The organism is Chitinophaga nivalis, assembly GCF_025989125.1.
In the GTDB taxonomy this organism is placed as follows: domain Bacteria; phylum Bacteroidota; class Bacteroidia; order Chitinophagales; family Chitinophagaceae; genus Chitinophaga; species Chitinophaga nivalis.
Genome location: NZ_JAPDNR010000001.1, coordinates 1,196,486 through 1,221,152, shown reverse-complemented (window position 1 = coordinate 1,221,152; position 24,667 = coordinate 1,196,486). Strand labels below are relative to the sequence as shown.

The following is a 24,667-nucleotide window of genomic DNA, read 5'->3' as shown; positions in this document are numbered from 1 at the left end:
TTTTTTCAAAAACCGGTCAAATTAAGCCTGGTGGCTCACTGGGCGGGAGGCTTCCTTAAATTCGGAAGGACTTTGATTCGTATACTTCTTGAAAAAGCGGCTAAAATAGTGGGGGTCATCAAAACCTAAACGGTAGGCGATCTCTTTGGCTGTGAGGTCCGTATTATATAAATACCGCTGCGCTTCCAGGATAACGCGATTACGGATATGTTCACCGGCTGTAATACCAGACAACTGCTTACTGATTTCATTGAGCAATACGGGCTTTATATGTAATAATGCCGCGTAATCGGATACGGTTTTTAATTCGTGGTATTTTTCTTCTATCAGGTTTTTAAATTTCAGGAAAACAGAACTATTGTGCATGGCATGATGCTCCGGGGAGATGCCTACCTTTTGTCCTTTCACGCGGGAGGCCAGCACCAGGAAGTAGCGCAGCAGTCCATGCAAAGCCATTTCGTATTCCGGTTCCCGCATGGTCAGTTCCTTCATCATCAGGTGTACGACTGATTCAAAATCGCGTTCCTGTTCCACATCCACAGCGATCACACTGCTGAACTGACTATTAAAGAATAAACCGGAATTGATACCAGATACCTGGGTCTGATCTTTCAGACACATAAAGGCATCCTGGAAAGCAATCATATAGCCTTCTACTTTCTCCGATGTCTGAATGTTATGCACCTGACCGGGCGCCACAAAGAAAAGCGTATTCTTCTTCACCTCGTGGGTAGTGGTGTCGATGGTTAACAACAGCTCTCCCTGTTTGATCCAGTAAATAGTATAAAAATCGTGGCGATGGGGTACACCAATGTGGTTGAAAAAACCATTTCCCAGCTCACAAAGCCCCGACACAATAAAAGTGGGGTCTGCATGGGCATATTCCGGTAAGGAAACAATGCCTATATTTTCACGTTTCTCAGCCATCTATTAAAGTTCCTGCGGGTTCTTCCTCCCTCTCAGAAGGATCAATGTATTCAATGATAAAATTGTTTCTGCCTTCTCCCACCATAATACCCAGGTGTTTCATCTGTACCAGTTCCAGCATACTGAGGAACAGGAAAATAGCATGTACCCGGTCTTTACAGTGATCGAATATTTTTTCAAATGCCAGGGTTCTTTCCGCCCTCGCCAGTTCTTCCATGTACATCCTGGAGCCTTCCATGGTGTAATCATATTTATACACCACGTGCTGGGGTTTATTATCCCGCTCTTTCATCCGTTGAATCACCTTCTCGAAGGTCTTCGCCAGCTTGAAGAGCGTAAGCGTCTGCACCTCTGTACCTTCACTGGTTGCTTCGCCTATTTCCGCCAGTTCTTTGGCAATATTTCCTCTCTTGATCTGGAGCATGCGGTCGGCCTCCATTTCGGCCAGTTCTGCGGCTGCCAGCTTATAGCGTTTATATTCCAGGATTTTGTCGATCAGCTCCATCCGCGGGTCTATTTCATTCCCTTGTTCATCCAGTTCCTTACGGGGCAGCAGCATTTTAGCCTTGATCCGCATCAGGGTAGATACAAAGAGAATGAATTCACTGGCCAGTTCTATATTCAGCGTTTCTATATGATGTATATAGTCCAGGAATTCCTGCGTGATGGTATTAATGGGAATGTTATAAATATCCAACTCATCGCGTTCTATAAAGAACAGCAACAGGTCGAACGGGCCTTCAAACTGCGGTAACTTGATTTTATAAACAGGTGCTTGCTCGCTCACTTTGTATTTTTTAAAATTCCCGGTACGGTGCTGCTGCATCGGGCAGCAGCACCAGCTATCAAAAATAACAAAATTCCGGCTAATCAGAACTTCGCCGCAAAACCAACTCCGATCACCTGTTTCACCTGTAAACGAGGGCCTAAGATGCCAGTTTCTTTATTTTCAAACACTTTTACATCATCATCATAGATCATATCTACAGTTAGCAGGGCAGAGATCCATTTATTTACCTTGAGTTCCAGGGCATTGGTAAAGAATACATCTATATTCTGTGGATTATGCCTGTAATCTGAAAAAAGGTCCAGCCGGCCTTTGTAGGTCATATTTTTTGCGAATGTTTTCACATAATTAGCAGATACATAAGCACCCATTTCGTATTTCATACGTTTACCGGGCTCCACACCATAGGCGCCTTGTTTGGACAGGAAATCGTCCATTACAAATACAAAACGCGCTGTGATCGGAGACATAAACAAAGAAAAGCTGGGGGCTGGTTTATAATCAAAACCCGGAGACAGCAAAACATAGCCCGGCGCAAAGAAACGGGATGCCAGCTGCGGGGTAGTATCAGCAGGATACAGGAAACCGTCTGTAAACTGGGTACGCAGGTTCACCAAACCGCTTAAATACCAGTATTTGCCGATTTCATATCCATATTTGGTGGTAAGATCTATCCGGTCGTCACTTTTACGGCCTCCCAGACTGGTCGTATTAATGTAGCCATATGCCAGGTCGGCCACGTTATCCCAGGAGTGCCGGCCTTTTTTGTAGTAAGCCCAGGCAAATACATTGGATCCGAGTGAAAAGGAGAAGTTGTCGCCACCCGCAGCCCAGTTGCTCAAAGAGCCCTGGTTGATATTTACATTCAGATTAAGCCCTTTCCGCCATAGTTTGGGAATGGTGTCATTCGCATCTTTCTTAAACTTCTTGGCCGCTTCATCACGGGAGGTCTTCATCCAATCATTTTGCGCATGTGCTGCTACAAAGCAAAACAGACAGCATGCAATGGATAAAGTAAATTTTTTCATCAATTTGTTTTTTTAAGGATTAGAATATACAACACTCAGATCCCTTCTTGTGGAAGAGATCTGAGCAGGGGCATTTATAAAGAGAGATTATTTTGATTTGATAGCGTCACGGATTTCCATCAGGAGTTTTTCCTGCGCAGTAGGCTCTGCAGCTGCAGGATCTGCTTTCTTGTTGATCTTATTCATAAACTTCACCAGCAGGAAAATACAGAAAGCAATAATGATGAAATCTATGATGCTTTGGATAAAAGCACCATAGGCAAAAACCGGTGCACCCGCCGCCTTTGCAGCCGCCAGGGAAGCAAAATGCTCTCCTTTGGAAGTATTCAGCAACACAAAGGAATCATTAAAGTTTTGGCCATTGGTAACAACTCCGATCAGCGGCATCAGGATATTATCTACCAGTGATGTAACGATCTTTCCAAATGCACCACCAATGATCACACCCACTGCCAGGTCCATTACATTGCCTTTCATGGCAAACTCTTTAAACTCTTTGAAAAACGACATAATGCAAGGTTTTATTTGTTAAAAGAATGTGAACGAAATTAGTATATAATCACCGAACTACTTCATTACTAGTGTATTATTTCTTCAAGCGGGGATATTTCATCTTCAATGATTTTAGTGTATCCCTTAACGTTAACGCCACTACGTATTCTTTATACCAGTTATTATCTGCCGGTACAATCAGCCAGGGCACATCGTTACAATAGCGGAATGCATCTTCATAGGCATCCATATACTGATCCCATAACTTTGCTTCTATCAGGTCATTTTCATTGTATTTCCACATCTTACGGGGATCTTCTGTACGCTCTGTCAACCGCTGCTGTTGCGCTTCCTGGGATACGTGCAGATAACATTTGATGATATGTGTGTTATTATGCTGCACCAGTAGTTTTTCAAAATCATTGATGGCCTGCATCCGCCGGGAAGCTACCTTATCATCAATCCACTTATGTACCCGCTGTATCAAAATATCTTCATAGTGCGAACGGTTAAATACCTGGATCATTCCTTTTGCCGGTGCATGCATGTGTACACGCCATAAAAAATCATGATCCGACTCTTCCTGTGTGGGCGCTTTGAATGAATGTACGGTACATCCCTGCGGGTTCAAAGTACCGGTTACATTTTTTATCACGCCATCTTTGCCGCTGGCGTCCATCCCTTGTACTACCAATAAAACGCTATGCTTATGTTCGGCATACAACAGGTTTTGTAATTCATCCAGCTCTGTCAGGATATCGCGGGTTAATGCCTTGACTTTCTCTTTTTCCAGTTTTTTGGGAGCTGTTGTGCTAATGGCTGACAACTTAATTTTACTCATGGATTTGCATTCTTATTAATGAATTTAACAAAATCAACTCATAACTGTTTTATAACTCCGGATATATTTTGCTGAAGTACAGTTATATCTGCACCTTTGTAATCATAAAAAATGCCACTTTGAACCAACGTTTTGCCCATTGGGGAATTTTCCTGTTACTGTCGCTTACCTGGGGCAGTTCGTTTATTCTCATGAAAATAGGATTGGAATCCTTCACCGCTTACCAGGTAGCCAGTTTACGACTTGTTGCAGCAGGACTGGCATTATCACCTTTTTTATTTAAAGCCCTGCGGCAAACACCCATCAATAAGATTCCGGTGATCATCCTGTCTGGTATACTGGGTAATGGCATTCCTGCCTTCCTGTTTTGCCTGGCAGAAACTGAAATTGACAGTTCACTGGCGGGTATTTTAAATGCCCTCACACCTTTGATGGCGCTGCTTTCCGGCCTGGTCTTCTTTAAAGTTCCTATTAAGAAAGCACAGTTATTCGGCGTATTTGTAGGCTTATTGGGCGTGGTATTTTTATTTGCGTCCAAAGGCATCAATACCAATGCACACTGGTACTATGGCTTGCTGGTAGTAGCGGCTACCGCCTGTTACGGCATCAACATCAGCCTGGTGCATCATTACCTGAAAGGTTTTGGTTCTTTGCAACTGGGTTCTATTGCCATGTTTTTCTGTGCATTGTTCACCTTCCCGATTCTGTGGTACAGTCATTTCTTTCCGCAGTTCTTTACAGACCACGCGCCGTGGCGCGCTTTTTCTGCCGGTATTGTACTGGGAGTAATGGGTACTGGTGTAGCGGCAGTATTGTTTTATCTGCTGATTAAAAAAGCAGGTTCCATGTTTGCTTCTATGGTCACATATGCGTTACCGGTAGTGGCGATTGGCTGGGGCTTACTGGCTAAAGAATCTATTACCTGGGTACAGATATTATGCATGGGTATTATTCTGCTGGGGGTATACCTGGTGAATAAGGCAAAGAATGCATAAAACACCGAAGCGAAACAGGGAGGGAGAATGCTCCGCTACCTGTTTCGCTTCGATAGTTATTTGCTACGGCTGTTAGATGGCCATAATTTCTTTTTCTTTCGTCACGCAGTGTTTATCTACCAGTACGATGTATTTATCGGTCAATTGCTGGATATCTGCTTCTGCATCCTTTGCAGTATCTTCACTCAATCCGTCTTTCTGCAATTTCTTGATACCTTCCAGTGCATCCCGACGGATATTCCGGATGGCTACTTTCGCCTGTTCGCCTTCGTTGTTCACCTTTTTCACATATTCCTTCCTTCTTTCTTCTGTCAGCGGCGGGAGGAATAAGCGGATGATAACACCATCGTTCTGTGGGTTGATACCAATGTTTGCTGCAATGATAGCCCTTTCGATAGGCTGCAGCATATTTTTTTCCCAGGGTTGTATAGTCAGCGTACGTGCATCTGCAATGCTCACGTTAGCTACCTGGCTCAGTGGTGTAGGTGCACCGTAATAGTCAACAGTAATACCATCAAGTATTTGCGGATTGGCTTTACCAGCTCTCACCCTGGTCAATTCCAGTTCCAGGTGCCCGATAGCTTTTTGCATCGTATCTGATGCATCATCCAGGATAAGCGTTAGATCATCTTGCATAACATAAATAGTTAAGTGCGTGCAAACCTACATGTTTTCTTTTAATCATCAAAGTAACCATACCAATAATGGCAGGAGAATCACAGGTAACAGCAAACAGGTAGGGTGGATTTTGAGTGGAAATTACTTATCCTGTAAAACACCTTCTGTTGTAACACGCAAAATTTTGGCAGTTTCGGTGGTAGCTACTACTGCCGGCTGTACAACCGGTGCAACAACCGGGGTAAGGACAGCCAGTTTTTTCTTACGGGCCAGGTATAACATGCCGGTAAAGAAAGTGGCAGAACCAACCACCAGCATCAATAACCAGGTAGCACCCATTCCCTGCAGCATAAATGCTCCCAGGATATAAGCCGCGTTAATGGCAACAGATACCAGCGTAGTTTGTTTATGATTCAGTTTAAGATCCAGGAAATAGTGATGGATGTGGTTTCTGTCTGCAGAAAAAGGTGACTTTCCCTGCAGCATACGTACCGCAAATACCCGGAGGGTATCAAATAAAGGTACGATCAGGATAGCAAAAGCTACTGCCGGAGTGGCGCCAACAGGCATTTTACCGGCAGGGTTACCTGCTACATCAATGAACTTCAATACCAGTACGGCATTGACCAATCCTATCAGTAAGGATCCCGTATCACCCATGAATATGCGGGCAGGGGAGATGTTATAAATCAGGAAGCTGGCCAATCCTCCGGCCAGGGCAAATCCGATAACAGCATAGGTGATTTCACCCACATGCAGGAAATAGGCGCCCAATACGGCACTTACCAGTAAACCAATACTGCCCGCATGGCCATCTACGCCATCTATCAGGTTGAATGCATTGATCACTACAATAAAAGTGAAGTAAGTCAGCATCAGGCTGATATTTGGCGGCAGTGAATAAATCCCCATAAAGCCATACATGCTGTTAATCTGCAGGTTCCCCAGATAGATAACAGCAAAAGATGCAGCTAATTGCCCAATCAGTTTCTTTAACGGTGACAGCCCTACGATATCATCCTTCATCCCCACCATGAAAATGATAAAAAAGGCAGCCATCATGTATTGAAAAGGCGAGTTGGCTGTTGCCGGAACGCAAATGGCAGCAGCAATAATAAAGCCTGAGAAGAAACCGATTCCTCCCAGTGTTGGTATTAGCTGTTTGTGTGTTTTTCTTTCGTCCGGTTCGTCGTACAAATGTTTTAATTCCGCCACTTTGATCAGTATTGGAATGGAAAAATAGGTCACAACAAAGCTTAGGACGGTAGCAATTAATACATTCTCCATTTGTGGGGCTTATTTTGCAAAGATATAAATTCCAATGAAATATGATTAGAAACGTTAAAAAACTAAGGATTTTTCGATAATTTGAGCTCGCAAAAAAAACTTTCAAAGCCACAAAATCTACGTTTCTATTGTTAGTTTTGCGGCACAAAAACAACAACTATCATGCCACAGCTCAAAGATATTGCTACTCAAATCAGAAGAGACATCGTACGGATGGTACATGGTGTTCAAAGCGGGCACCCCGGAGGTTCTTTAGGTTGCGCAGACTTCTTTACTGCCCTGTATTTTAAAGTACTGGATCATCAGCCCAGCCCTTTTGATATGGACGGTAAAAACCAGGACCTCTTTTTCTTGTCCAACGGCCATATATCACCTGTTTTTTATAGCGCACTGGCTCGTTCCGGTTACTTCCCGGTACAGGAACTGAGCACTTTCCGTAAGCTCAACTCCCGCTTACAGGGCCACCCGACTACACATGAACACCTGCCAGGTGTTCGGGTAGCTTCCGGCTCCCTGGGACAGGGTCTGAGCGTAGCCATTGGTGCTGCACTGGCCAAAAAACTGAACAACGATACCAAACTGGTATATAGCTTACATGGAGATGGAGAACTGGAAGAAGGACAAAACTGGGAAGCTATCATGTTCGCCCCACATCATAAAGTAGATAACCTCATCGCTACCATCGATCTCAATGGCCAGCAGATAGATGGTACTACCGATGACGTAGCTGGTTTAGGCGATGTAGCGGCAAAATTTGAAGTATTCGGCTGGCATGTAATCCACATGAACGGCAACGATATGGATGATGTAGTAGCTACCCTCGAAAAAGCGAAAAGCCTGACAGGTAAGGGTAAACCCATTGCCATTATCATGAAAACCGTAATGGGCCAGGGGGTTGACTTCATGGAAGGCCACCACGAATGGCATGGTATTGCTCCTAGCGACGAACAACTGGCCAAAGCACTGGCACAGTTACCAGAAACACTGGGAGATTATTAATATATCCGAAGCTTTTTAAAAAAAATACGCATACCTGGTCAGGTATGCGTATTTTTTTTAAAAAGCTTTTATTTATCATGTAGCCTTCAGGGCGATCTCTTCTACAGCAGCCCTTCTGGCCGGATACCAACTGGCTGCCAGGCCTATTATAATAATAGTAATAAATACCAGCACAAAATCTCCCGGCTGCATACTTACCGGATACGCCTCTACGAGAAAAGAAGTACCCTCCAGTTTAATAATACCAAAATGTTGCTGTAATAAACAGAAACCGGTACCTATCGCAAATCCCAGTAACGCGCCAATCCCGGCAATAATCAGTCCTTCGGCCAGGAAAATACGCATAATCAGTGACTTACGTGCCCCCATGGCTTTCAGAATGGTAATATCTTTCTGCTTCTCTATCACCAGCATGTACAGCGAACCTATCATGTTAAAAGCCGCAATGACCATAATAAAACTAAGGATCACATATACGGCCCATTTCTCCGTTTGCATAATTGCATACAGCGACTGGTTTTGCTCATATCGGGTTTGTACCTTATAACCAGCTCCCAGTAAACGTTGCAGACGTTGGCGGAGTGTTGCTTCATCCGTACCCGGGCGCACCGCTATTTCCAGGGCCGACATCTCATCTTTCCGTAAATCCAGCAGGTTACGCAGGAAATCAATATGGGTGATGACGTATTTACTGTTAAACTCCTGCTGAATGGCAAAAGTACCTGCCGGATAAAGCACTCCATTGTTCAGGGCATCTTCCGGTGTCACAAAAGCATTCACTTTCCGGCGGGGCACATATACCGTCACCGGCGCAATACCATGTACCACGTCCACTCCCAATGCCCCCTCCAGCTCCAAACCCAGTACTGCACGGTAAGTGGTAGTATCTCCGATATCAAAACGCCCCCTGACAACCTTGTTTTTCACATCGGTCACTTCATTATAATGACTATCTACCCCTTTTAAGACGGCAATCGTAGGTTCGTCACCGTAGCGAAGTACGGCTTTCTCTTCCACCACCTGGGAATAATGTATTACACCGGGAACCTCCGCTATCTGCGCCAGCTGTGCGGGCGTCAGCAGGATGGTCTTACCCGTGGCGGGAGCCACTTTAATAGCCGGATAAAAAGAAGAATACAGGGATTTTACCAGTCCTTCAAAACCATTAAATACACTCAGAATCACAATCAGCGCCCCTGTTCCTACCGCAATGGCTACTACACTTACCCACGCAATAATATTAATGGCGTTGGTAGATTTTTTTGCCCTGAAGTACCGGGAAGCAAATTGCCAGATCATAAAACGGGAGATTAAACATTACGGGTGGCAGCTTACAAATTACGCATCGGATAGCAGCCTATGCGAACTAAATCCGCTGAAACCTGCTACACAATGCGTAGTGTGTAATCTGAAAAAAGGAACCTATTTATTATTGTTGTTACCTTTTATATTTTCATCATCTTCCTTAATTTTTTTAAACAGCTCTTCCATCTTAAACACATAATCCAGTGTATCATCCAGGAAAAAGCTCAGTTCAGGCATACGGCGTAACTGCTTTCCCACACGTAACCCCAGTGCTTTCTTAATTTCACCCATTCTTTCCTTGATACGTTCCAGCATCTCATTGGGAGAGGCAATCTTAAACATGCTCAGGTACACCTTAGCTTCCAGCAGATCCGGCGTCATTTTTACAGCCGCTATGGATATCATTCCACCCTCGATCACATTGTATCCCATCCGCTGAAAAACACTGCTCAATTCTTCCTGCACCAGTTGTGCTATTTGCTTTTGCCTTTTAGATTCCTGCATCTCATTCAATTTTAATCATTAGTAAAGCGGCCTATACACGATAATAACATATTTGCCGCATAGCACCAAACAGGCCAGTGCCTCCGGTTGCCCTATCAGATGCGAAATTAACCTTTTCCCGGAAAGAATCCGGGGAATTGATACTCCCTGCTGTAATTATGCTATTTTTGCCAGCTACTTAAAGCTCTCAGCATGAAAACATTCAGGCGATTACTCAGATATGCTGCTCCTTTACATCATTATATTCCGGAATATGTTATCTACACGGTCATAGGTATTGTGTTTGGCATGGTCAATTTTGCCATGTTGATCCCCTTGCTCAACGTGATCTTTAACCAGGTGGAAGATGTACCTAAAATGCTGGTGCATCCTACCTTTTCCTTTACCATCACCTACTTTGTAGACCTGTTCAATTATTATTTCTACCACTTTATTCAAACCACCGGCACCAAACAAAGCGCTTTATACTTTGTCTGCGCCGTTATTGGCGTTTGTATCACCATTGCCAATCTGGGCCGGTATATGAGCACCCGGGTGATTGTGCGACTCAAAATGACTATGCTGTCCAGACTGCGCACCTCCCTGTATGAAAAATTCACGCAACAGTCGCTCTCCTTTTACAGTCAGCGGCAGAAGGGCGACCTCCTTTCCACCATGACCAACGACGTACAGGAAATAGAAGGTTCAGTAGTCAACTCTATGCAGATCCTCCTGCGCGATCCTTTTATTATCATCGGTTATTTTGCGGCCCTGTTTTACCTGTCTGTAAAACTCACCTTATTCACTATCGTCTTCTTTCCGGTATCCGGTATTATCATCTCTTATATCTCCAAAAAACTAAAACAAAAAGGATGGTACAGCCAGGAGCTGCTGGGTAAAATCCTGAATGTAACGGAAGAAACATTAGGCGGGATAAGGATTATACAGTCGTTTACCGCCGAGAAATTTATGCAGAAAAAATTCGGAGAAGTAAATCATCGTTTTGTAACTGTGAGTAAATCCATGTTTAACCAGCGGGAGCTGGCTTCTCCGACATCAGAAATATTGGGTGTAATTGTAGTAGTAGTGCTGGTAATTTATGGAGGTACGTTGGTATTAAATGGCAGCGATCTGCTGACCGGCGCCACCTTCATGACTTATCTTGTATTTTACTCACAGATCATGCAACCGGCTAAAAATATTTCTACGGCTATTACCACCATGCAAAGAGGTATTGTTGCCAGCGAACGTATTTTCACCATCCTGGATACACAGGAAACTATTCCTGAAAAGCCCGGTGCACAAGCATTAGAAGCATTCAACACCAGTATACAATATGAAAATGTATCCTTCAAATATGAACAGCAATATGTACTGAAACATATTGACCTGACTATTGGAAAAGGACGCATGGTAGCACTGGTAGGCCGCAGCGGGGCCGGTAAATCCACGATTGCGGATCTGCTGCCACGTTTCTACGATGTCAATGAAGGCCATATTCGTATAGACGGTACCGATATACGCGATATCAAAACAACACATCTCCGCAATCTGATCGGAATTGTATCGCAGGAAGCCATTCTGTTTAATGATACTGTGTTTAACAATATTGCCTTCGGGCATCCGGAAGCTGATCGGGAAGCGGTGATACAGGCCGCCAGGATCGCGAATGCACATGAATTCATCACACAACTGGAAAACGGTTACGACACGCCGATAGGAGACAGAGGCATGAAACTCAGTGGTGGCCAGCGTCAGCGCCTCACGATTGCACGGGCGATTTTCAAAAATCCACCGATCCTGATATTGGATGAAGCCACCTCCGCACTGGATACTGAATCAGAAAAGTTGGTACAGGGTGCGCTGGACAAACTGATGCAAAACCGCACCACCATTGTCATTGCACATCGTCTCAGCACCATACAACATGCCAGCGAAATTATTGTGATGGACCAGGGCGAAATAAAAGAACGGGGGACCCATGAGCTTTTACTGGCGCAGAAAGGCATCTATCACAAACTGGTAGAAATGCAGGAATTCAAGTAGACTAACGGTAAAGAATAAACGAATAATAGTAGTCAGGTGCGACAGATAATAGCGGTCCTATCCACGAAAATCTGCCGCACTGCGCATTTTGGTTAAGACCTGTTGCTGGTTTCATCAGGTACGGTTTTTGTTTCAAAGCGCCAGGATAATATGCCAACCAGCTCTTTGCAACAATTTATTTTTAACCTTTTAACATAGCGAACTCCTATGATTTCTATCGTAATTCCTGTATTAAATGAAGGCGCGACCATACGCCAGGTTATAAAAACCGTGAAAAAAACCGCGCGCAAGATTGAGATCATTGTAGTGGATGACAACTCTACCGACAATACGGTGGAAGAAGCGATGAAAGAAAATGTGCGGGTTATTACCAGTAGCCAGCGCGGCAAGGGAATCTCCATGCGGGAAGGCATGATGGCCGCCAAACATGATATTATTGCTTATGTTGATGGTGATATACTCACTTATCCTGATAATATTGTAGACCTCTTAACTGGTCCTATTGAAAATGACGAAGCCGACTTTGTCAAATCCTACTTTGAAAGGCAGGCAGGCAGGGTCACGCAATTAGTGGCCAAGCCGCTGCTGAGTATCCTCTATCCGGATCTCGCTCATTTCCAGCAGCCACTCAGCGGCATGATTGCAGCACGTAAATCCATGCTGGCATCCGTGCAGTTTGAAAACGATTATGGTGTGGATATCGGGCTCCTCATTGATATGCATCACCTGGGTGCACGCATCACAGAAGCCAATATCGGCAAGGTGGAAAATGCCATGCAAACATGGGAGCAGCTGAGTAAAATGTCGCGGGAAGTATCCCGCACCATCCTTAAAAAAGCAGAGAATATACCGCAGGAAAATCTGGAAACACTGGGTAACATCAATCTTATCCGGGAACAAATGGAGTATTCCATTCTGGAATCCATAGATAAGCTGCAGAAGATGGTGATCTTCAATCTTGATCACGCCGTATTTACACAACCTTACCTGGAATGCGCCGCCATTGCCTTCGATAAGGAAGAGGAACTACACCGCATTCTCGGCGCACATACGGATCCGGTAACGCTGAACACCCGCATTGCCGCGTTGTTTGAAGGACGCAATATCGCAGAGTTACTGGAAGTAGCAGATGCTATTCCACTGGTACCCGACATCCGGGAAGTGGTACGGGAGCTGAAGAAAAGAGGTTATGCGTGTGGCCTGGTTACCGATGGATTTGGGATGGTGGCCCGTCATATAAAAAATAAGCTCGGGATGGATTTTGTTTTTGCCAATAAACTACATCTGGTCAACAGTGTAGCCACCGGCGAACTTACCATTGGTGAGTATTTCCTGAAAGAAGGGCAGTACTGCAAGAGTCATTTGCTTCCCTATATTTCCAGAGAGTATAAAATGAATACACAGAATATTATTTATGTGGGAGATGGTAAACAGGACGGCAGGCTACTGATCGAAGCGGGTATAGGTGTGGCTTTTTGTCCACAGTATCAGCGTGCTCATGTAGAAAAGGTTGCCGACAAAATCATCAGTGGTTTATCGCTCGCACCTTTATTGGACATTGCACAGGCAAGTCCTGCAAAATTTGGTATTAAATTACCGGTTATCACGAAGAAGCAGGCGAGAAATATTGGTGTAGGCAGTCTGGTAGGACTGGCAGGCGCCGGGTTATTATACCTGGCGATTAAACAGATCAGGAAAAAACATACCGCTTCCTGCTAAAAATATCAGATAAAAGAAAACGGCGTGAAAGCAATTGCTTTCACGCCGTTTTCTTTTATCTGATAGGGGCACTATTTACTTTTCGCCAGTTTCGCTTCAATGCTTAATGTAGCATGCGGAACTGCTCTGAGTCGTGCTTTATCTATGAGTTTACCAGTAACGCGGCAAATACCATAAGTCTTGTTTTCAATACGCATCATGGCTTTTTCCAGATGGTCTATGAACTGGATCTGACGGCTGGCCATCTGATTGAGTTGCTCTCTTTCCTGGGAGCCACTGCCATCTTCCATGCTCATATATTTATTCTCTGTATCATCGGTACCTGCTTCATCTTTACGGGTAATAAGCCCCTGCAGATAAATGAGTTCTTTTTTCGCTGATTCCAGTTTTTTCTGAATCAGTTCCCGGAACTCCTGTAAATCAGCATCACTATATCTGTATACAGGCCCGCTGGAGGGTTCAGGCTGATCCAGCACGGACTTGGTGAATTCAGGCTGGTAAGTTACCAATGAACCTTTAGCACCTTTCTTCTCAGTTTTCTCGGATTTTTCAGCTTTTTCAGTTTTCTCGGACTTATCCGCTGCTTTTACTGATTTTTCAGGCTTTACAACAGGCTTCTCGGCTGCTTTTTTAGCGGATTCTTTCTCCTTAGCAACTTGATCCTTAGTATCTGCTTTCTTTACTGCCATCGTTTTAAGTTCTTTTTCTTCTGACTTAGAAATTAATGGTTTCTCTTTTTCAGCGGCAACACTATTCGTAACCACTTGCTGCTTTCCAGCAGGCTCTTTTTTTACGGTCGATTTTGCAGGTACAGCAATGTTCTTGACGGGTGATGTTTTACTTTTTTGAACAACTGAAGCTTTTTTCTCTACTGCTTTGGGAGCGGGGGCCGCTTTTTTAGCAGGAGTTTTCACTACCACGGCTTTGGAGGCTGCTGGCTTTACCACCTTAGCGGCTGCTTTTTTCGCAGCTGCTTTTTTAGGTGTGGGTTCGGCTTTCCTGGCAGGGGCGGGTTTTGTAGCCACCTTTCTGACAGCCGAAGCCTTTTTCGCCACAGTTTTTTTTGCCTGAGCTACCTTTTGGGTCGATTTACTAGCAACCTTCTTTTTTGTTGCCATGGGGAATCAGCTTTTTTTGTTAACTAATACATTAAATTTAAGGTCATTCACCTCTATTTCTGTACCATTTTGTAATTGTTCCACTAATTCCAGGCTATCAGCCAAAATTTCCGTGCAAATATAGTCATTATAGTTAATAATCGCCGACCTCAGGGAGTCTACCGTCTCTACCACCACACTGATTCTGTCTGTTAATGCAAAATCGCTATCCTTACGGATTTTTTGAATCCGGTTCACCAGCTCTCTGGCATTTCCTTCATCCTGTAACTGATCCGTAATGGTAATATCAAGCGCTACTGTTAAGGCGCCTTTATTAGCAACAGTCCATCCGGGAATATCTTCGGAAATGATCTCTACATCTGAAAGATGAATTTGCAACTGTTCTCCATCCACAACCAGGTTGATTTGGCCGTCACGCTCAATGGAAGCAATATCTGCAGCAGTAAATTCACTGATAGCGGAGGCCACTGCTTTCATTTTCGCGCCCATTTTGCTTCCGAGCGATTTAAAGTTAGGTTTAATTTTTTTCTTGATAAAACCCTCCGTTTCCGTAAGATAATCAATCCCTTTCACATTGACCTCACTTTTTATCAGGTCAGCTACCTTTTCCAATTGCTCCTGTAAATGAGCAGAAGCGACCGGAATGAGGATCTTCTGCAGTGGCTGGCGTACCTTGATATTCACCTTTTTACGCAGGGATAATACCAGAGAAGAGATGTCCTGTGCCAGCTGCATTCTTTCTTCCAGGTCCGGATCAACAGCCTGTTCATTTACCACCGGGAAATCTGTATGGTGAATAGAGGCTGCCTGGTTGCGACCGCTCACTTTGTTCAGGTTATTGAATAACCAGTCAGTAAAGAAAGGAGATACCGGCGCCATCAGTTGAATCACTTTTTCCAGGCACTCGTATAAAGTCTGATAAGCACTAATCTTATCATGTTCATATTCTCCTTTCCAGAAACGACGCCGGCATAAACGTACATACCAGTTACTGAGGTGTTCGTCTACAAATCGTTCGATGGCTCTACCTGCCTGAGTAGGCTCATAGTCATCAAAACTGGCAGTTACATCCTTCACTAAGGTATTCAGTACGGAAATAATCCAGCGGTCTATTTCCGGGCGTTCTTCCAGCGGAATGTAGGCTTCCCGGAACGTGAAATTGTCCAGGTTGGCATACATCGCAAAGAAGTTATAGGTATTGTACAGGGTACCAAACAGTTTTCGCTGCGCTTCCCCGATACCTTTGATATCAAATTTCAGGCTGTCCCATGGAGAGGCGTTGGTGATCAGGTACCAACGGGTAGCATCCGCTCCGAATTTCTCAATGGTTTCAAACGGATTCACCACATTTCCGAGGCGCTTACTCATTTTATTACCATTGCTATCCAACACTAAGCCATTGGATACTACAGTTTTATAAGCCACCTTATCAAACAGCATTACACCCAGTACGTGCAAGGTATAAAACCATCCACGGGTCTGGTCTACTCCTTCCGCGATGAAATCGGCCGGGAATGCTTCTCCTTTTTCAATCATTTCCCGGTTTTCGAACGGATAGTGCCATTGTGCATAGGGCATGGCGCCGCTGTCGAACCAAACATCCACCAGATCCGGCTCACGACGCATCGGTTTACCGGAATCACTCACCAGGATGATATCATCTACATAAGGTTTATGCAGATCCAGGATACCTTCATGGAGGTAAGATTTATTTACATCGCCACCCAGTATTTCACTGGCTTTGCGGATCTCTGCATTCAATTCTTCAATACCACCGATACATTTCTCTTCGCTGCCATCTTCCGTACGCCATATTGGCAAAGGTGTACCCCAATAGCGGCTGCGGCTGAGATTCCAGTCTACCATGTTTTCCAGCCAGTTACCAAAACGACCGGTTCCGGTAAAGGCAGGTTTCCAGTTGATGGTTTTATTCAGTTCCACCATCCGGTCTTTCATGGCTGTGGTCTTAATAAACCAGGCATCCAGCGGATAGTACAATACCGGCTTATCAGTACGCCAGCAGTGCGGGTAGGTATGTTCGTATTTCTCTACTTTGAAGGCACGGTTTTCTTTTTTCAGTTTCACCGCAATATCCACATCCACGTCCTTGTATTCCGGATCATCTTTGTAGTTCTTCACAAATCTGCCGGCAAATTCGCCTGCATTATCTGTGAATTTCCCTTCCCGGTCTACCAGGGTCAGGATACCTATGCCGTATTTTTTTCCGACCTTATTATCGTCCGCACCAAAAGCAGGAGCCGTGTGTACGATACCGGTACCATCTTCTGTAGTCACAAAGTCACCCAGGATCACTCTGAACGGATCCCCTTCTTCCGGCTGTGCAAAAGGCAGTAATTGTTCATAGCGGATATTCTCCAGCTGGCTGCCTTTAAAGCTGGTCAGAACTTTCCATGGAATGATCTTGTCTCCTTCTTTATAGGCAGAGAAGTCAGCATTTTCACCTTCTGCTTTAAAATATTTATGCAGCAGCACCTTTGCCATCACCACTTTGACAGGCAGGTGGGTATATTGGTTAAAGGTATCTACCAGTACATATTCGATATTAGCGCCTACTGTCAGACCGAGGTTGGAAGGCAGTGTCCACGGGGTAGTGGTCCAGGCCAGGAAAAACACCTCATCTGTACCCGCTGCATCAAAAAGGAAAGCAGATTTATCAGACTGCAGGGCTTTGAACATAGCCACTACGGTAGTGTCTTTCACATTTTTATAGGTACCTGGCTGGTTCAGCTCCGCAGAGCTTAAGCCGGTTCCGGCAGCAGGGGAGTAGGGTTGTATACTTACGCTTTTATAAAGCAGGCCTTTTTTGTAAAGGGTTTGCAGGGCCCACCATAACGTTTCGATATAATCGTTTTCAAATGTGATGTATGGGTTCTTCAAATCTACCCAATAGCCCATTTTAAGGGTCAGCTCATCCCATTTGTCTTTGTATTTTAATACTTCCTTCCGGCAGGTATCGTTGTAATCCGCAATAGATATTTTAGTACCAATGTCTTTCTTAGTAATGCCCAGTGTTTTTTCCACACCCAACTCTACTGGCAAGCCATGTGTATCCCATCCGCCTTTCCGTTTTACCTGGAAGCCGCGCATGGTTTTATACCGGCATACCAGATCTTTTAACGTACGTGAAATAACGTGGTGAATACCCGGTAACCCATTGGCGCTTGGAGGTCCTTCATAAAACACAAAAGGAGTGGCGCCTTCGCGCACTTCCACGCTCTTCTGAAAAGCCTGGTGCTGCTCCCATTGTTGCAGTATATCTTTCTCTATCTGAGGTAAATTCAGTTGGTTATATTCCTGATATTTGCTGGACATAAAACAATTCCCCGCCCTTTGATGTTATTTAGACAATAATTGATTAAAATTGTGCGAAGTTAATAAAATAGGCTGGCACCAAAAGGGCCAACTTAATTAAAAATGGGGCTTTTTGAATTTTTATTGTAGATTTTTTAGTAATTTACAATAAAGAGTATTTATTTTACGTTTTTGGCATTGTTTTAGTTTAATTGCCAGGAGGATTAGAAAAACCTAGTATTTTAACCCAACGGATAAACCATATCGAATATGAAAAAGTTGACGTTAATATTTTGCGCGGTTCTATTTACTTCCGGCATAACTTTTGCACAGCAAAAAAAATCAGTTAAAAAAACAAAGATCGTTGCAGCGAAGGTACAAGCCCCCGCAGCAGTGAAGAGTACTTTTGAACAACGTTTTACTGATGTTACAAACGAGAAGTGGACAAAGACAAGCGCAGGACATTGGACTGTAAGTTTCCAGAAAGAAAATATCAAGACATTAGCAGAGTATGATGAAAGTGGCAACTGGGTTGCAACAAGAAGTGCCTACGATGCTCAGACTTTGCCGGAATCAGTGGCTGGAACACTGAAAACTAAATACCCGGCAGCTACCATAAAAGATGGCTGGAAAATTGAAAGAGCAGATGTAGCCGCTTACTACAAAATCAATATTCAGGATAATGGTGCAGAAAAGGCAGTGTTGTTGAACGAAGCTGGCACAATTACTGAATAACACAAATTAGTATTTCATAGGTATAGGGATAAATAGGACAGACCCTGCTCTTTTGGGCGGGGTTTTTCTTTGCCTGTTACTGCCGTTCCCCTTACCGGTTATCCAATACTTCATTTACAACTTGCCATAAAAAAAGTCGTCCGCCAAAAGGCGGACGACTTTATAAATTAGGTTAGAAAGCTCATCTGGCAAATATTGCACTTTTAATTCAATGGTGTTTGATTAGTATGCAAGTATGATTTATGGCTTTACTTACTTTTTTTGCCAGCTAAGCTTCTTTCCCATGGTCAAATCTGATAAGGAAGCTTATAGGAAGTGCGGATAGATATCTGCTCATCGTGTTACAAAGAAACGCCTATCTTTTTTCTTGGGCTTACGAAATCGGGAAAAGAAATGATCGAAAAAGGAAAATAGCCCGCAGTCTACTTAAAACACCTCAAATCTATCTCCCCCAAATACCTATCCACAAAGGGTTTCATCAAAAAACACTGTATGCAAACAAAGGTGTGGAATAATACACCCATCAGCACGCTTTGGGGAATTTCCGCTATAATCATCCTCCATGCTTCCTGTAAAAATCCTGCGACGATCCGCCCATATCATTCAGAACATTATAACCTGCTGAAAAACAGGTGTTATCATAACAACCGTTATGCCCGCGCAGCAGGATTCTACCTGTCAGATACCTTACCCTATCCAAAGTGGTGGTAAGTGGTTGATCCCATCCATATATCTCCCTGTAAAAAATAAAATAAGACGCCATAAAAAGCCAAATCGACATGTGCCCTACATTTACATCAGCCGGATAAATAATTGCCCGAAAATGCCTGTTATTGATTGCTATCGCCATCTCTCCAACCAACATGCCCGCCATTGACCTGAATAACAATCTGGTTCATTTTCAGGCAGACAGGATTGCGCTGCACTGCTGTCAAAGTTGCGTGTAGCACCATAATGGCAGACAAAAAAAACAGGCATATCGCCTGGATATGCCTGTTTTTTCTATTTAAATAAATGTAGTTAAATCAGCGCAGTAACAATTCACACGGCTTAAGCCCGGTATGCTTCTTAAAAGCAGTAGAGAAGTGTGAAATGCAGGAATATCCCATCAGCATAGCTACTTCAGAAACAGACATGCCCTTTTCATACAGCAAGCCTTTCGCTTTCTCCATTCTTTCTTTCTGGAAGTAATCGTAGATGGTAGTGCCGTACATCGCCTTAAAGCCTTTTTTCAGGTAACATTCGTTCATGGCTACACGGCGTGCCAGATCGCGGATGGTAATAGGCGCATCCAGCTGTTCCAGCAAAATACTGCGGGCTTTTTCTATTTTACTGCGATCTTCCATATGTGTCAGGAAGCGGCAGCCATAGCGTTCGTCCGTATCATTTTGCATAAACTGGTCGGAGCTGTACAGGAGCAGGTCCAATGCGCGGCTTTGCAGGAATATATTTTTCAGCATGCCTTCATAATCATGATGCACCATCGTTTCCAGCACAGATTTAGATTTTGTGCAGGGTTGGATGGTTTTCACAAAAGGCTTGCGGGATTGATTCTCAAATAAGGAGAAAGAAGAAGTTCCTTTATGGAGTGACTGAATAAATGCAGGCTGGAATCTAACAGTAATCAGATCTACAGACGGTACTTTGTCTCTGCAGGCCTCTTTATTACCTTCTGAACACAGCTGATCTGTACAGTCCGGATTTTTACAATATTTACTACCGGCAACACAATAGCGGAGCTCAATAGCAGCCGTTTGCCCTCTCCGGGCTGGCTGATAAATGACCATAGCCACATCTTCTACCGGCAACGGCTTATCATAAGTAAAACGCTGCAGTGTAAAGTCAAGGCAATCTGGTACTGACACACTATCCTGTTCCGCCAGGCTTAACTGGTCGCTCATCGCAGGCTGCGGAATGGCTAAAGACAATATTTCCTGGATTTCTTTCACTTTATCTGGTGTTATTTCACTTATCTAATGTTAAAAACCTCACAAATTTAGTGATTCGAAATTAAATGAAACTGGTTTTGACAATACACTTACAAAGTACTCCTAACATAAGAACTTTCCCTTACTTATATCTGCAGTTATGTTGGTACGGATTTCGTATATGCCTTCCTGATGGAGAAAAAGCTGTTTAATCCCCGCAAATTCTTTAAAATCGTCCTTACTATAATAGGTATTGCCGCCCTTATACTGCTATGTACCGGCTGGTACCTGAACCGGCACTGGAACACCCTGCTCCGGCAGGAACTCCCCGGCTATGTAGCAGATCTTTCAGATAGTCTTTATACGCTGCATTTCCGGGAGGCCCGCCTGGACGTATTCTCCGGCAGTGTTACCATCGACAGTCTGGATATGGAGATGGACACGGTAAAGTACCAGCAGCTGCTCAACAAACGCCAGGCGCCCGAAGCCACCTACCGGATTGCCATTGCCCGGCTGGAACTGAAATATTTCAAACCCTGGCGCTATTTCATTCAAAAAGAGCTGCATGCTGGTTTCCTTAAAGTAAGCGGCGCCCGTATCATGATGGAGCAGGATGCCCGCACCCGCGATACCAGCCAGCCGCAAACCGCCTATCAGCATATCTCTTCCAAAATGAAATCCATCCTTATCGGAAAACTGATACTGGACAGCACAGATTTCAAATACCGGTTTACCCGAAAAGATTCCTCCCGGGTGATGCATCAGTTTCATCACTTACGGGTACGGGTAAACGATTTTCTGATAGATTCCCTGTCGCTGGATGATCCTACCCGCTTTTTATATGCCCGGAATTACGAAATAGGCATGAAGGACTACTCCGGCAGAACCGCCGACAGCCTTTACTGGTTGCATGTACGCGGTATCAACTACAATGCCGCCCAAAGCGACCTACATATCGATCAGTTTGAAGTAGCTCCCCGCTACGACAAAGTGGCCTTTCAGCAAAAAACCGGTGTACAGACTGATCGTTTTGAAGTAGTGCTGAACAACATCCGCGTGGGCGCCCTGCATCCCCGGCTGCTGTTACAGGAACAACAGATATGGGCGCAGCATGTAAACATACAGAGTGGCAAAATAAATATCTACCGGAACCGGATGCTGCCGCTGCCGCCGGGCAATAAACTGGGACAATTTCCCCAGCAGCAGCTGGCCAGGTTATCATTACCCCTTTATATTGATACGCTTACCGGCAACAACATTGATATCCGGTATACCGAGCTGAATCCGGAGTCGCAGCAAACAGGACTGGTACAATTTGGCCATATCCACGGCACCCTCCGGAATATTACCAATATAGATACCATGGTCGCCAAAAACAACCACCTGGTGGCGGATGTAGATGCCATTTTTATGCAAAGCGGTAAACTGAAGGCCCGCTTTGACTTCCTCCTGCATGACCCCTCAGGCCGTTTCTCGGTTTCCGGGCAACTGAATAATATGAACGGGAAAGATCTCAACGTAGCCACGCAGCCGCTGGCCAAAGTTGAAATCCGCTCCTGTGATCTCCAGGAATTAAAGTTCCATATTAAAGGAGATGAGTACAAAGCTGCCGCAAAAGTGCAGCTGCTGTACCAGCACCTGAAAATAGCCATCTTAAAACAAGACCGGGAACACCGCGGATTTCAGCGGAAAGGACTGGTCAGTCTGGTAGCTAATACATTGGTTATCAAAGCCAGTAATCCTTTGGAAGGGGAGCAGGTACGGGTAGCGAATGTGACCTATACCCGGGATATCCGGAAGTCTTTTTTCAACCTGGTGTGGAAAACTTTATTTACCGGGGTAAAGGAAATTGCCGGAGCCGGCAAACTGTAGCTAAAAAAAACCACATCCTCCCTACTTAAAAACAGGGGTTCTTTTGTGGGAATAAGGCTTATTTTTCGTATTTTTGCATGATTGTCTACCGATTTTATTTCTAATAGATTTTACACCAACATATGAGCGAAGAATTAGTGCAAGCACCTAGCCCCAGCAACGGATATGATGCGGGGAGTATTCAGATATTGGAAGGTCTGGAAGCTGTACGTAAGCGTCCGGCTATGTATATCGGCGATATCGGCATTAAAGGCCTTCACCACCTCGTTTATGAGGTAGTGGATAACTCTATCGATGAGGCCCTGGCTGGTTATTGCAAGAACATAGATGTTACCATTCTCACAGATAATTCCATCCGGGTAAAGGATGACGGTCGTGGTATCCCTACCGGAATCATCCCGAAAGAAGGACGTTCTGCACTGGAGGTGGTAATGACTGTACTCCATGCCGGTGGTAAATTCGATAAAAACACCTATAAAGTATCCGGTGGTTTGCACGGGGTAGGTGTGAGTTGCGTAAACGCACTGAGTGAAAGACTGTACGTAACGGTAGAACGGGATGGCAAACTGTTTGAACAGGAATACCAGCGGGGTGCTCCACAATACCCGGTACGGGAAACAGGCGTGAGCGATATTACCGGTACCACCGTTCATTTCAAACCCGATGGTGAAATCTTCAAGGAAACCACCTACAACCGTGAAATCCTGGCTGGCCGTCTGCGTGAGTTGTCTTACCTGAACCGTAAAATCAAAATCACCCTCACCGACGAACGTGAAAAGGATGAAGAAGGCAACATCTTCAGCGAAACGTTTTACAGTGAAGGCGGTATCCGTGAATTCATCCAGATGCTGGATAAAAACGGTCGCCGTAACCCGCTGCTGCCGGCTCCTATCTACGTAGAAACGCACGATGCGGCTTCTAATGTGGCTGTGGAAGTAGCACTGGTATATAATGATGCTTTCAGTGAAAACATCTTCTCCTACGTTAATAATATCAACACCATTGAAGGAGGTACCCACGTGGCAGGTTTCCGCCGTGCGATTACCCGTGTGTTCAAATCCTATGGTGATAAAAATAAAATGTTCGAGAAATCGAAGGTAGAAGTTACCGGAGATGACTTCCGCGAAGGTCTGAGCGCTATTATCAGCGTAAAGGTACCGGAGCCGCAATTTGAAGGGCAGACCAAAACCAAACTCGGTAACTCCGATGTAATGGGTGTGGTAGACAGCTCTGTAGCTGCTGTACTGGATGCCTTCCTGGAAGAAAATCCACGTGAAGCTAAAACCGTTATCAATAAAGTAGTGCTGGCAGCCCAGGCGCGGGAAGCCGCCCGGAAAGCCCGTCAGCTGGTACAACGTAAAAGCGTAATGACCGGTAGTGGCTTACCTGGTAAGCTGGCCGATTGCTCCGACAACGATCCTACCAAATGTGAACTGTACCTGGTGGAAGGTGACTCGGCGGGTGGTACTGCCAAACAAGGCCGTAACCGTAACTTCCAGGCTATCCTGCCACTGCGTGGTAAGATCCTGAACGTAGAGAAAGCCATGGAGCACAAGATCTACGAAGACAATGAGATCAAAAATATCTTCACCGCATTGGGTGTAACCATTGGTACCGAAGAAGATGACAAAGCACTGAACCTTTCCAAACTGCGTTATCATAAACTGATCATCATGACGGATGCCGATGTGGATGGAAGCCACATTGCCACCCTGATTCTGACTTTCATTTTCCGTTATATGAAAGCGATGGTAGAACAAGGCTATGTATACATTGCCCAGCCGCCATTGTACCTCGTGAAAAAAGGGAAAGAACAGATCTACGCCTGGACGGAAGAGCAGCGTAAAGCAGCTACTTCTAAACTGGCAGGCGCCGGCAGAGAAGACAGCGTAACCCTACAGCGTTATAAAGGTTTGGGAGAGATGAACGCCGAGCAGCTGTGGGATACTACCATGAATCCGGAACAACGTACCCTGAAACAGGTAACAATTGAAAGCGCTGCAGAAGCTGACCGCGTATTCAGTATGCTGATGGGTGATGAAGTACCTCCACGCAGAGCCTTCATCGAATCGCATGCAAAATATGCGAAGATCGACGCTTAATATTCCGCATTAAAAATAAATAATAAGGCATGCTATTACTGAATAGCATGCCTTATTGTTTTATGGCTTTCCT

20 protein-coding genes are annotated in these 24,667 nt (G+C 44.6%); 8 read left to right on the top strand and 12 right to left on the bottom strand.

What is annotated here, in order from left to right; all coding sequences use genetic code 11:
- Positions 1–21 precede the first annotated feature (21 nt).
- The 5 genes from OL444_RS05015 to OL444_RS04995 all read right to left on the bottom strand — a co-directional run bounded on the left by OL444_RS05015 (position 22) and on the right by OL444_RS04995 (position 4,075).
- Positions 22–927 (bottom strand): helix-turn-helix domain-containing protein, encoded by a 906-nt coding sequence (locus tag OL444_RS05015; protein WP_264734326.1) that lies wholly within the window; start codon positions 925–927, stop codon positions 22–24.
- Positions 920–1,714 (bottom strand): segregation and condensation protein A, encoded by a 795-nt coding sequence (locus OL444_RS05010; protein WP_264734327.1) that lies wholly within the window; start codon positions 1,712–1,714, stop codon positions 920–922. The genes OL444_RS05015 and OL444_RS05010 overlap by 8 nt, the downstream gene beginning before the upstream one ends.
- Positions 1,715–1,797: 83 nt before the next feature.
- Positions 1,798–2,742: a DUF3078 domain-containing protein gene (locus OL444_RS05005; RefSeq protein ID WP_264734328.1), complete on the bottom strand. Its 945-nt coding sequence runs from the start codon at positions 2,740–2,742 to the stop codon at positions 1,798–1,800.
- Positions 2,743–2,829: 87 nt separating this feature from the next.
- Complete coding sequence (mscL, locus tag OL444_RS05000; RefSeq protein WP_264734329.1) at positions 2,830–3,252, bottom strand: large conductance mechanosensitive channel protein MscL; 423 nt, start codon at positions 3,250–3,252, stop codon at positions 2,830–2,832.
- 76 nt (positions 3,253–3,328) lie between these two features.
- Positions 3,329–4,075 carry a PPK2 family polyphosphate kinase gene (locus OL444_RS04995; protein ID WP_264734330.1) on the bottom strand — a complete coding sequence of 249 codons (747 nt, stop codon included), beginning with the start codon at positions 4,073–4,075 and terminating at the stop codon, positions 3,329–3,331.
- A 119-nt stretch (positions 4,076–4,194) separates the two neighbouring features.
- Between OL444_RS04995 and OL444_RS04990 the strand changes: the two genes are divergently transcribed.
- A complete protein-coding gene (locus OL444_RS04990; protein WP_264734331.1) occupies positions 4,195–5,070 on the top strand; it encodes a DMT family transporter in 876 nt (291 codons plus the stop codon).
- A 72-nt stretch (positions 5,071–5,142) separates the two neighbouring features.
- Here OL444_RS04990 and frr read toward each other — a convergent pair whose 3' ends face one another.
- A complete protein-coding gene (gene frr / locus OL444_RS04985; protein ID WP_264734332.1) occupies positions 5,143–5,706 on the bottom strand; it encodes a ribosome recycling factor in 564 nt (187 codons plus the stop codon).
- A gap of 123 nt (positions 5,707–5,829) precedes the next feature.
- Positions 5,830–6,975: a glycosyltransferase family 4 protein gene (locus OL444_RS04980; RefSeq protein ID WP_264734333.1), complete on the bottom strand. Its 1,146-nt coding sequence runs from the start codon at positions 6,973–6,975 to the stop codon at positions 5,830–5,832.
- A 162-nt stretch (positions 6,976–7,137) separates the two neighbouring features.
- Here OL444_RS04980 and OL444_RS04975 point away from each other — a divergent pair, with 162 nt between their 5' ends.
- The gene (locus OL444_RS04975; protein ID WP_264734334.1) at positions 7,138–7,974 is read left to right on the top strand and encodes a transketolase; all 837 of its coding nucleotides are present in this window, start codon (positions 7,138–7,140) and stop codon (positions 7,972–7,974) included.
- Between the two features lie 75 nt (positions 7,975–8,049).
- Here the strand turns inward: OL444_RS04975 and OL444_RS04970 are convergent, their stop codons facing one another.
- Both OL444_RS04970 and rbfA read right to left on the bottom strand, forming a co-directional pair.
- Entirely contained in the window at positions 8,050–9,273 is a 1,224-nt protein-coding gene (locus OL444_RS04970; protein WP_264734335.1) for an FtsX-like permease family protein, read from the bottom strand.
- Positions 9,274–9,396: 123 nt separating this feature from the next.
- Positions 9,397–9,783, bottom strand: a complete 387-nt coding sequence (gene rbfA, locus OL444_RS04965) for a 30S ribosome-binding factor RbfA (RefSeq protein WP_264734336.1) — start codon at positions 9,781–9,783, stop codon at positions 9,397–9,399.
- A gap of 192 nt (positions 9,784–9,975) precedes the next feature.
- On the opposite strand from rbfA, the gene OL444_RS04960 reads away from it, so the two are divergent.
- Together OL444_RS04960 and OL444_RS04955 are read left to right on the top strand one after the other, a co-directional pair.
- Positions 9,976–11,808, top strand: coding sequence for an ABC transporter ATP-binding protein (locus OL444_RS04960; protein ID WP_264734337.1), 1,833 nt, complete (start codon positions 9,976–9,978; stop codon positions 11,806–11,808).
- Positions 11,809–12,015: 207 nt separating this feature from the next.
- On the top strand, positions 12,016–13,527 hold the full coding sequence (locus OL444_RS04955) for a glycosyltransferase (RefSeq protein WP_264734338.1): 1,512 nt from the start codon (positions 12,016–12,018) through the stop codon (positions 13,525–13,527).
- A gap of 71 nt (positions 13,528–13,598) precedes the next feature.
- Here the strand turns inward: OL444_RS04955 and OL444_RS04950 are convergent, their stop codons facing one another.
- Positions 13,599–14,645 (bottom strand): TraR/DksA family transcriptional regulator, encoded by a 1,047-nt coding sequence (locus tag OL444_RS04950; RefSeq protein ID WP_264734339.1) that lies wholly within the window; start codon positions 14,643–14,645, stop codon positions 13,599–13,601.
- Positions 14,646–14,651: 6 nt separating this feature from the next.
- Positions 14,652–17,978, bottom strand: coding sequence for an isoleucine--tRNA ligase (gene ileS / locus OL444_RS04945; protein ID WP_264734340.1), 3,327 nt, complete (start codon positions 17,976–17,978; stop codon positions 14,652–14,654).
- Positions 17,979–18,227: 249 nt separating this feature from the next.
- On the opposite strand from ileS, the gene OL444_RS04940 reads away from it, so the two are divergent.
- Positions 18,228–18,692, top strand: coding sequence for a PepSY-like domain-containing protein (locus tag OL444_RS04940; RefSeq protein ID WP_264734341.1), 465 nt, complete (start codon positions 18,228–18,230; stop codon positions 18,690–18,692).
- Positions 18,693–19,184: 492 nt separating this feature from the next.
- A complete protein-coding gene (locus tag OL444_RS04935) occupies positions 19,185–19,403 on the top strand; it encodes a hypothetical protein (protein ID WP_264734342.1) in 219 nt (72 codons plus the stop codon).
- A gap of 314 nt (positions 19,404–19,717) precedes the next feature.
- Here OL444_RS04935 and OL444_RS31900 read toward each other — a convergent pair whose 3' ends face one another.
- A complete protein-coding gene (locus OL444_RS31900) occupies positions 19,718–20,641 on the bottom strand; it encodes a helix-turn-helix domain-containing protein (protein ID WP_264734343.1) in 924 nt (307 codons plus the stop codon).
- Between the two features lie 171 nt (positions 20,642–20,812).
- Between OL444_RS31900 and OL444_RS04925 the strand changes: the two genes are divergently transcribed.
- Positions 20,813–22,492, top strand: coding sequence for a hypothetical protein (locus tag OL444_RS04925; RefSeq protein ID WP_264734344.1), 1,680 nt, complete (start codon positions 20,813–20,815; stop codon positions 22,490–22,492).
- A 122-nt stretch (positions 22,493–22,614) separates the two neighbouring features.
- Entirely contained in the window at positions 22,615–24,594 is a 1,980-nt protein-coding gene (gyrB, locus tag OL444_RS04920) for a DNA topoisomerase (ATP-hydrolyzing) subunit B (RefSeq protein WP_264734345.1), read from the top strand.
- Positions 24,595–24,667 lie beyond the last annotated feature (73 nt).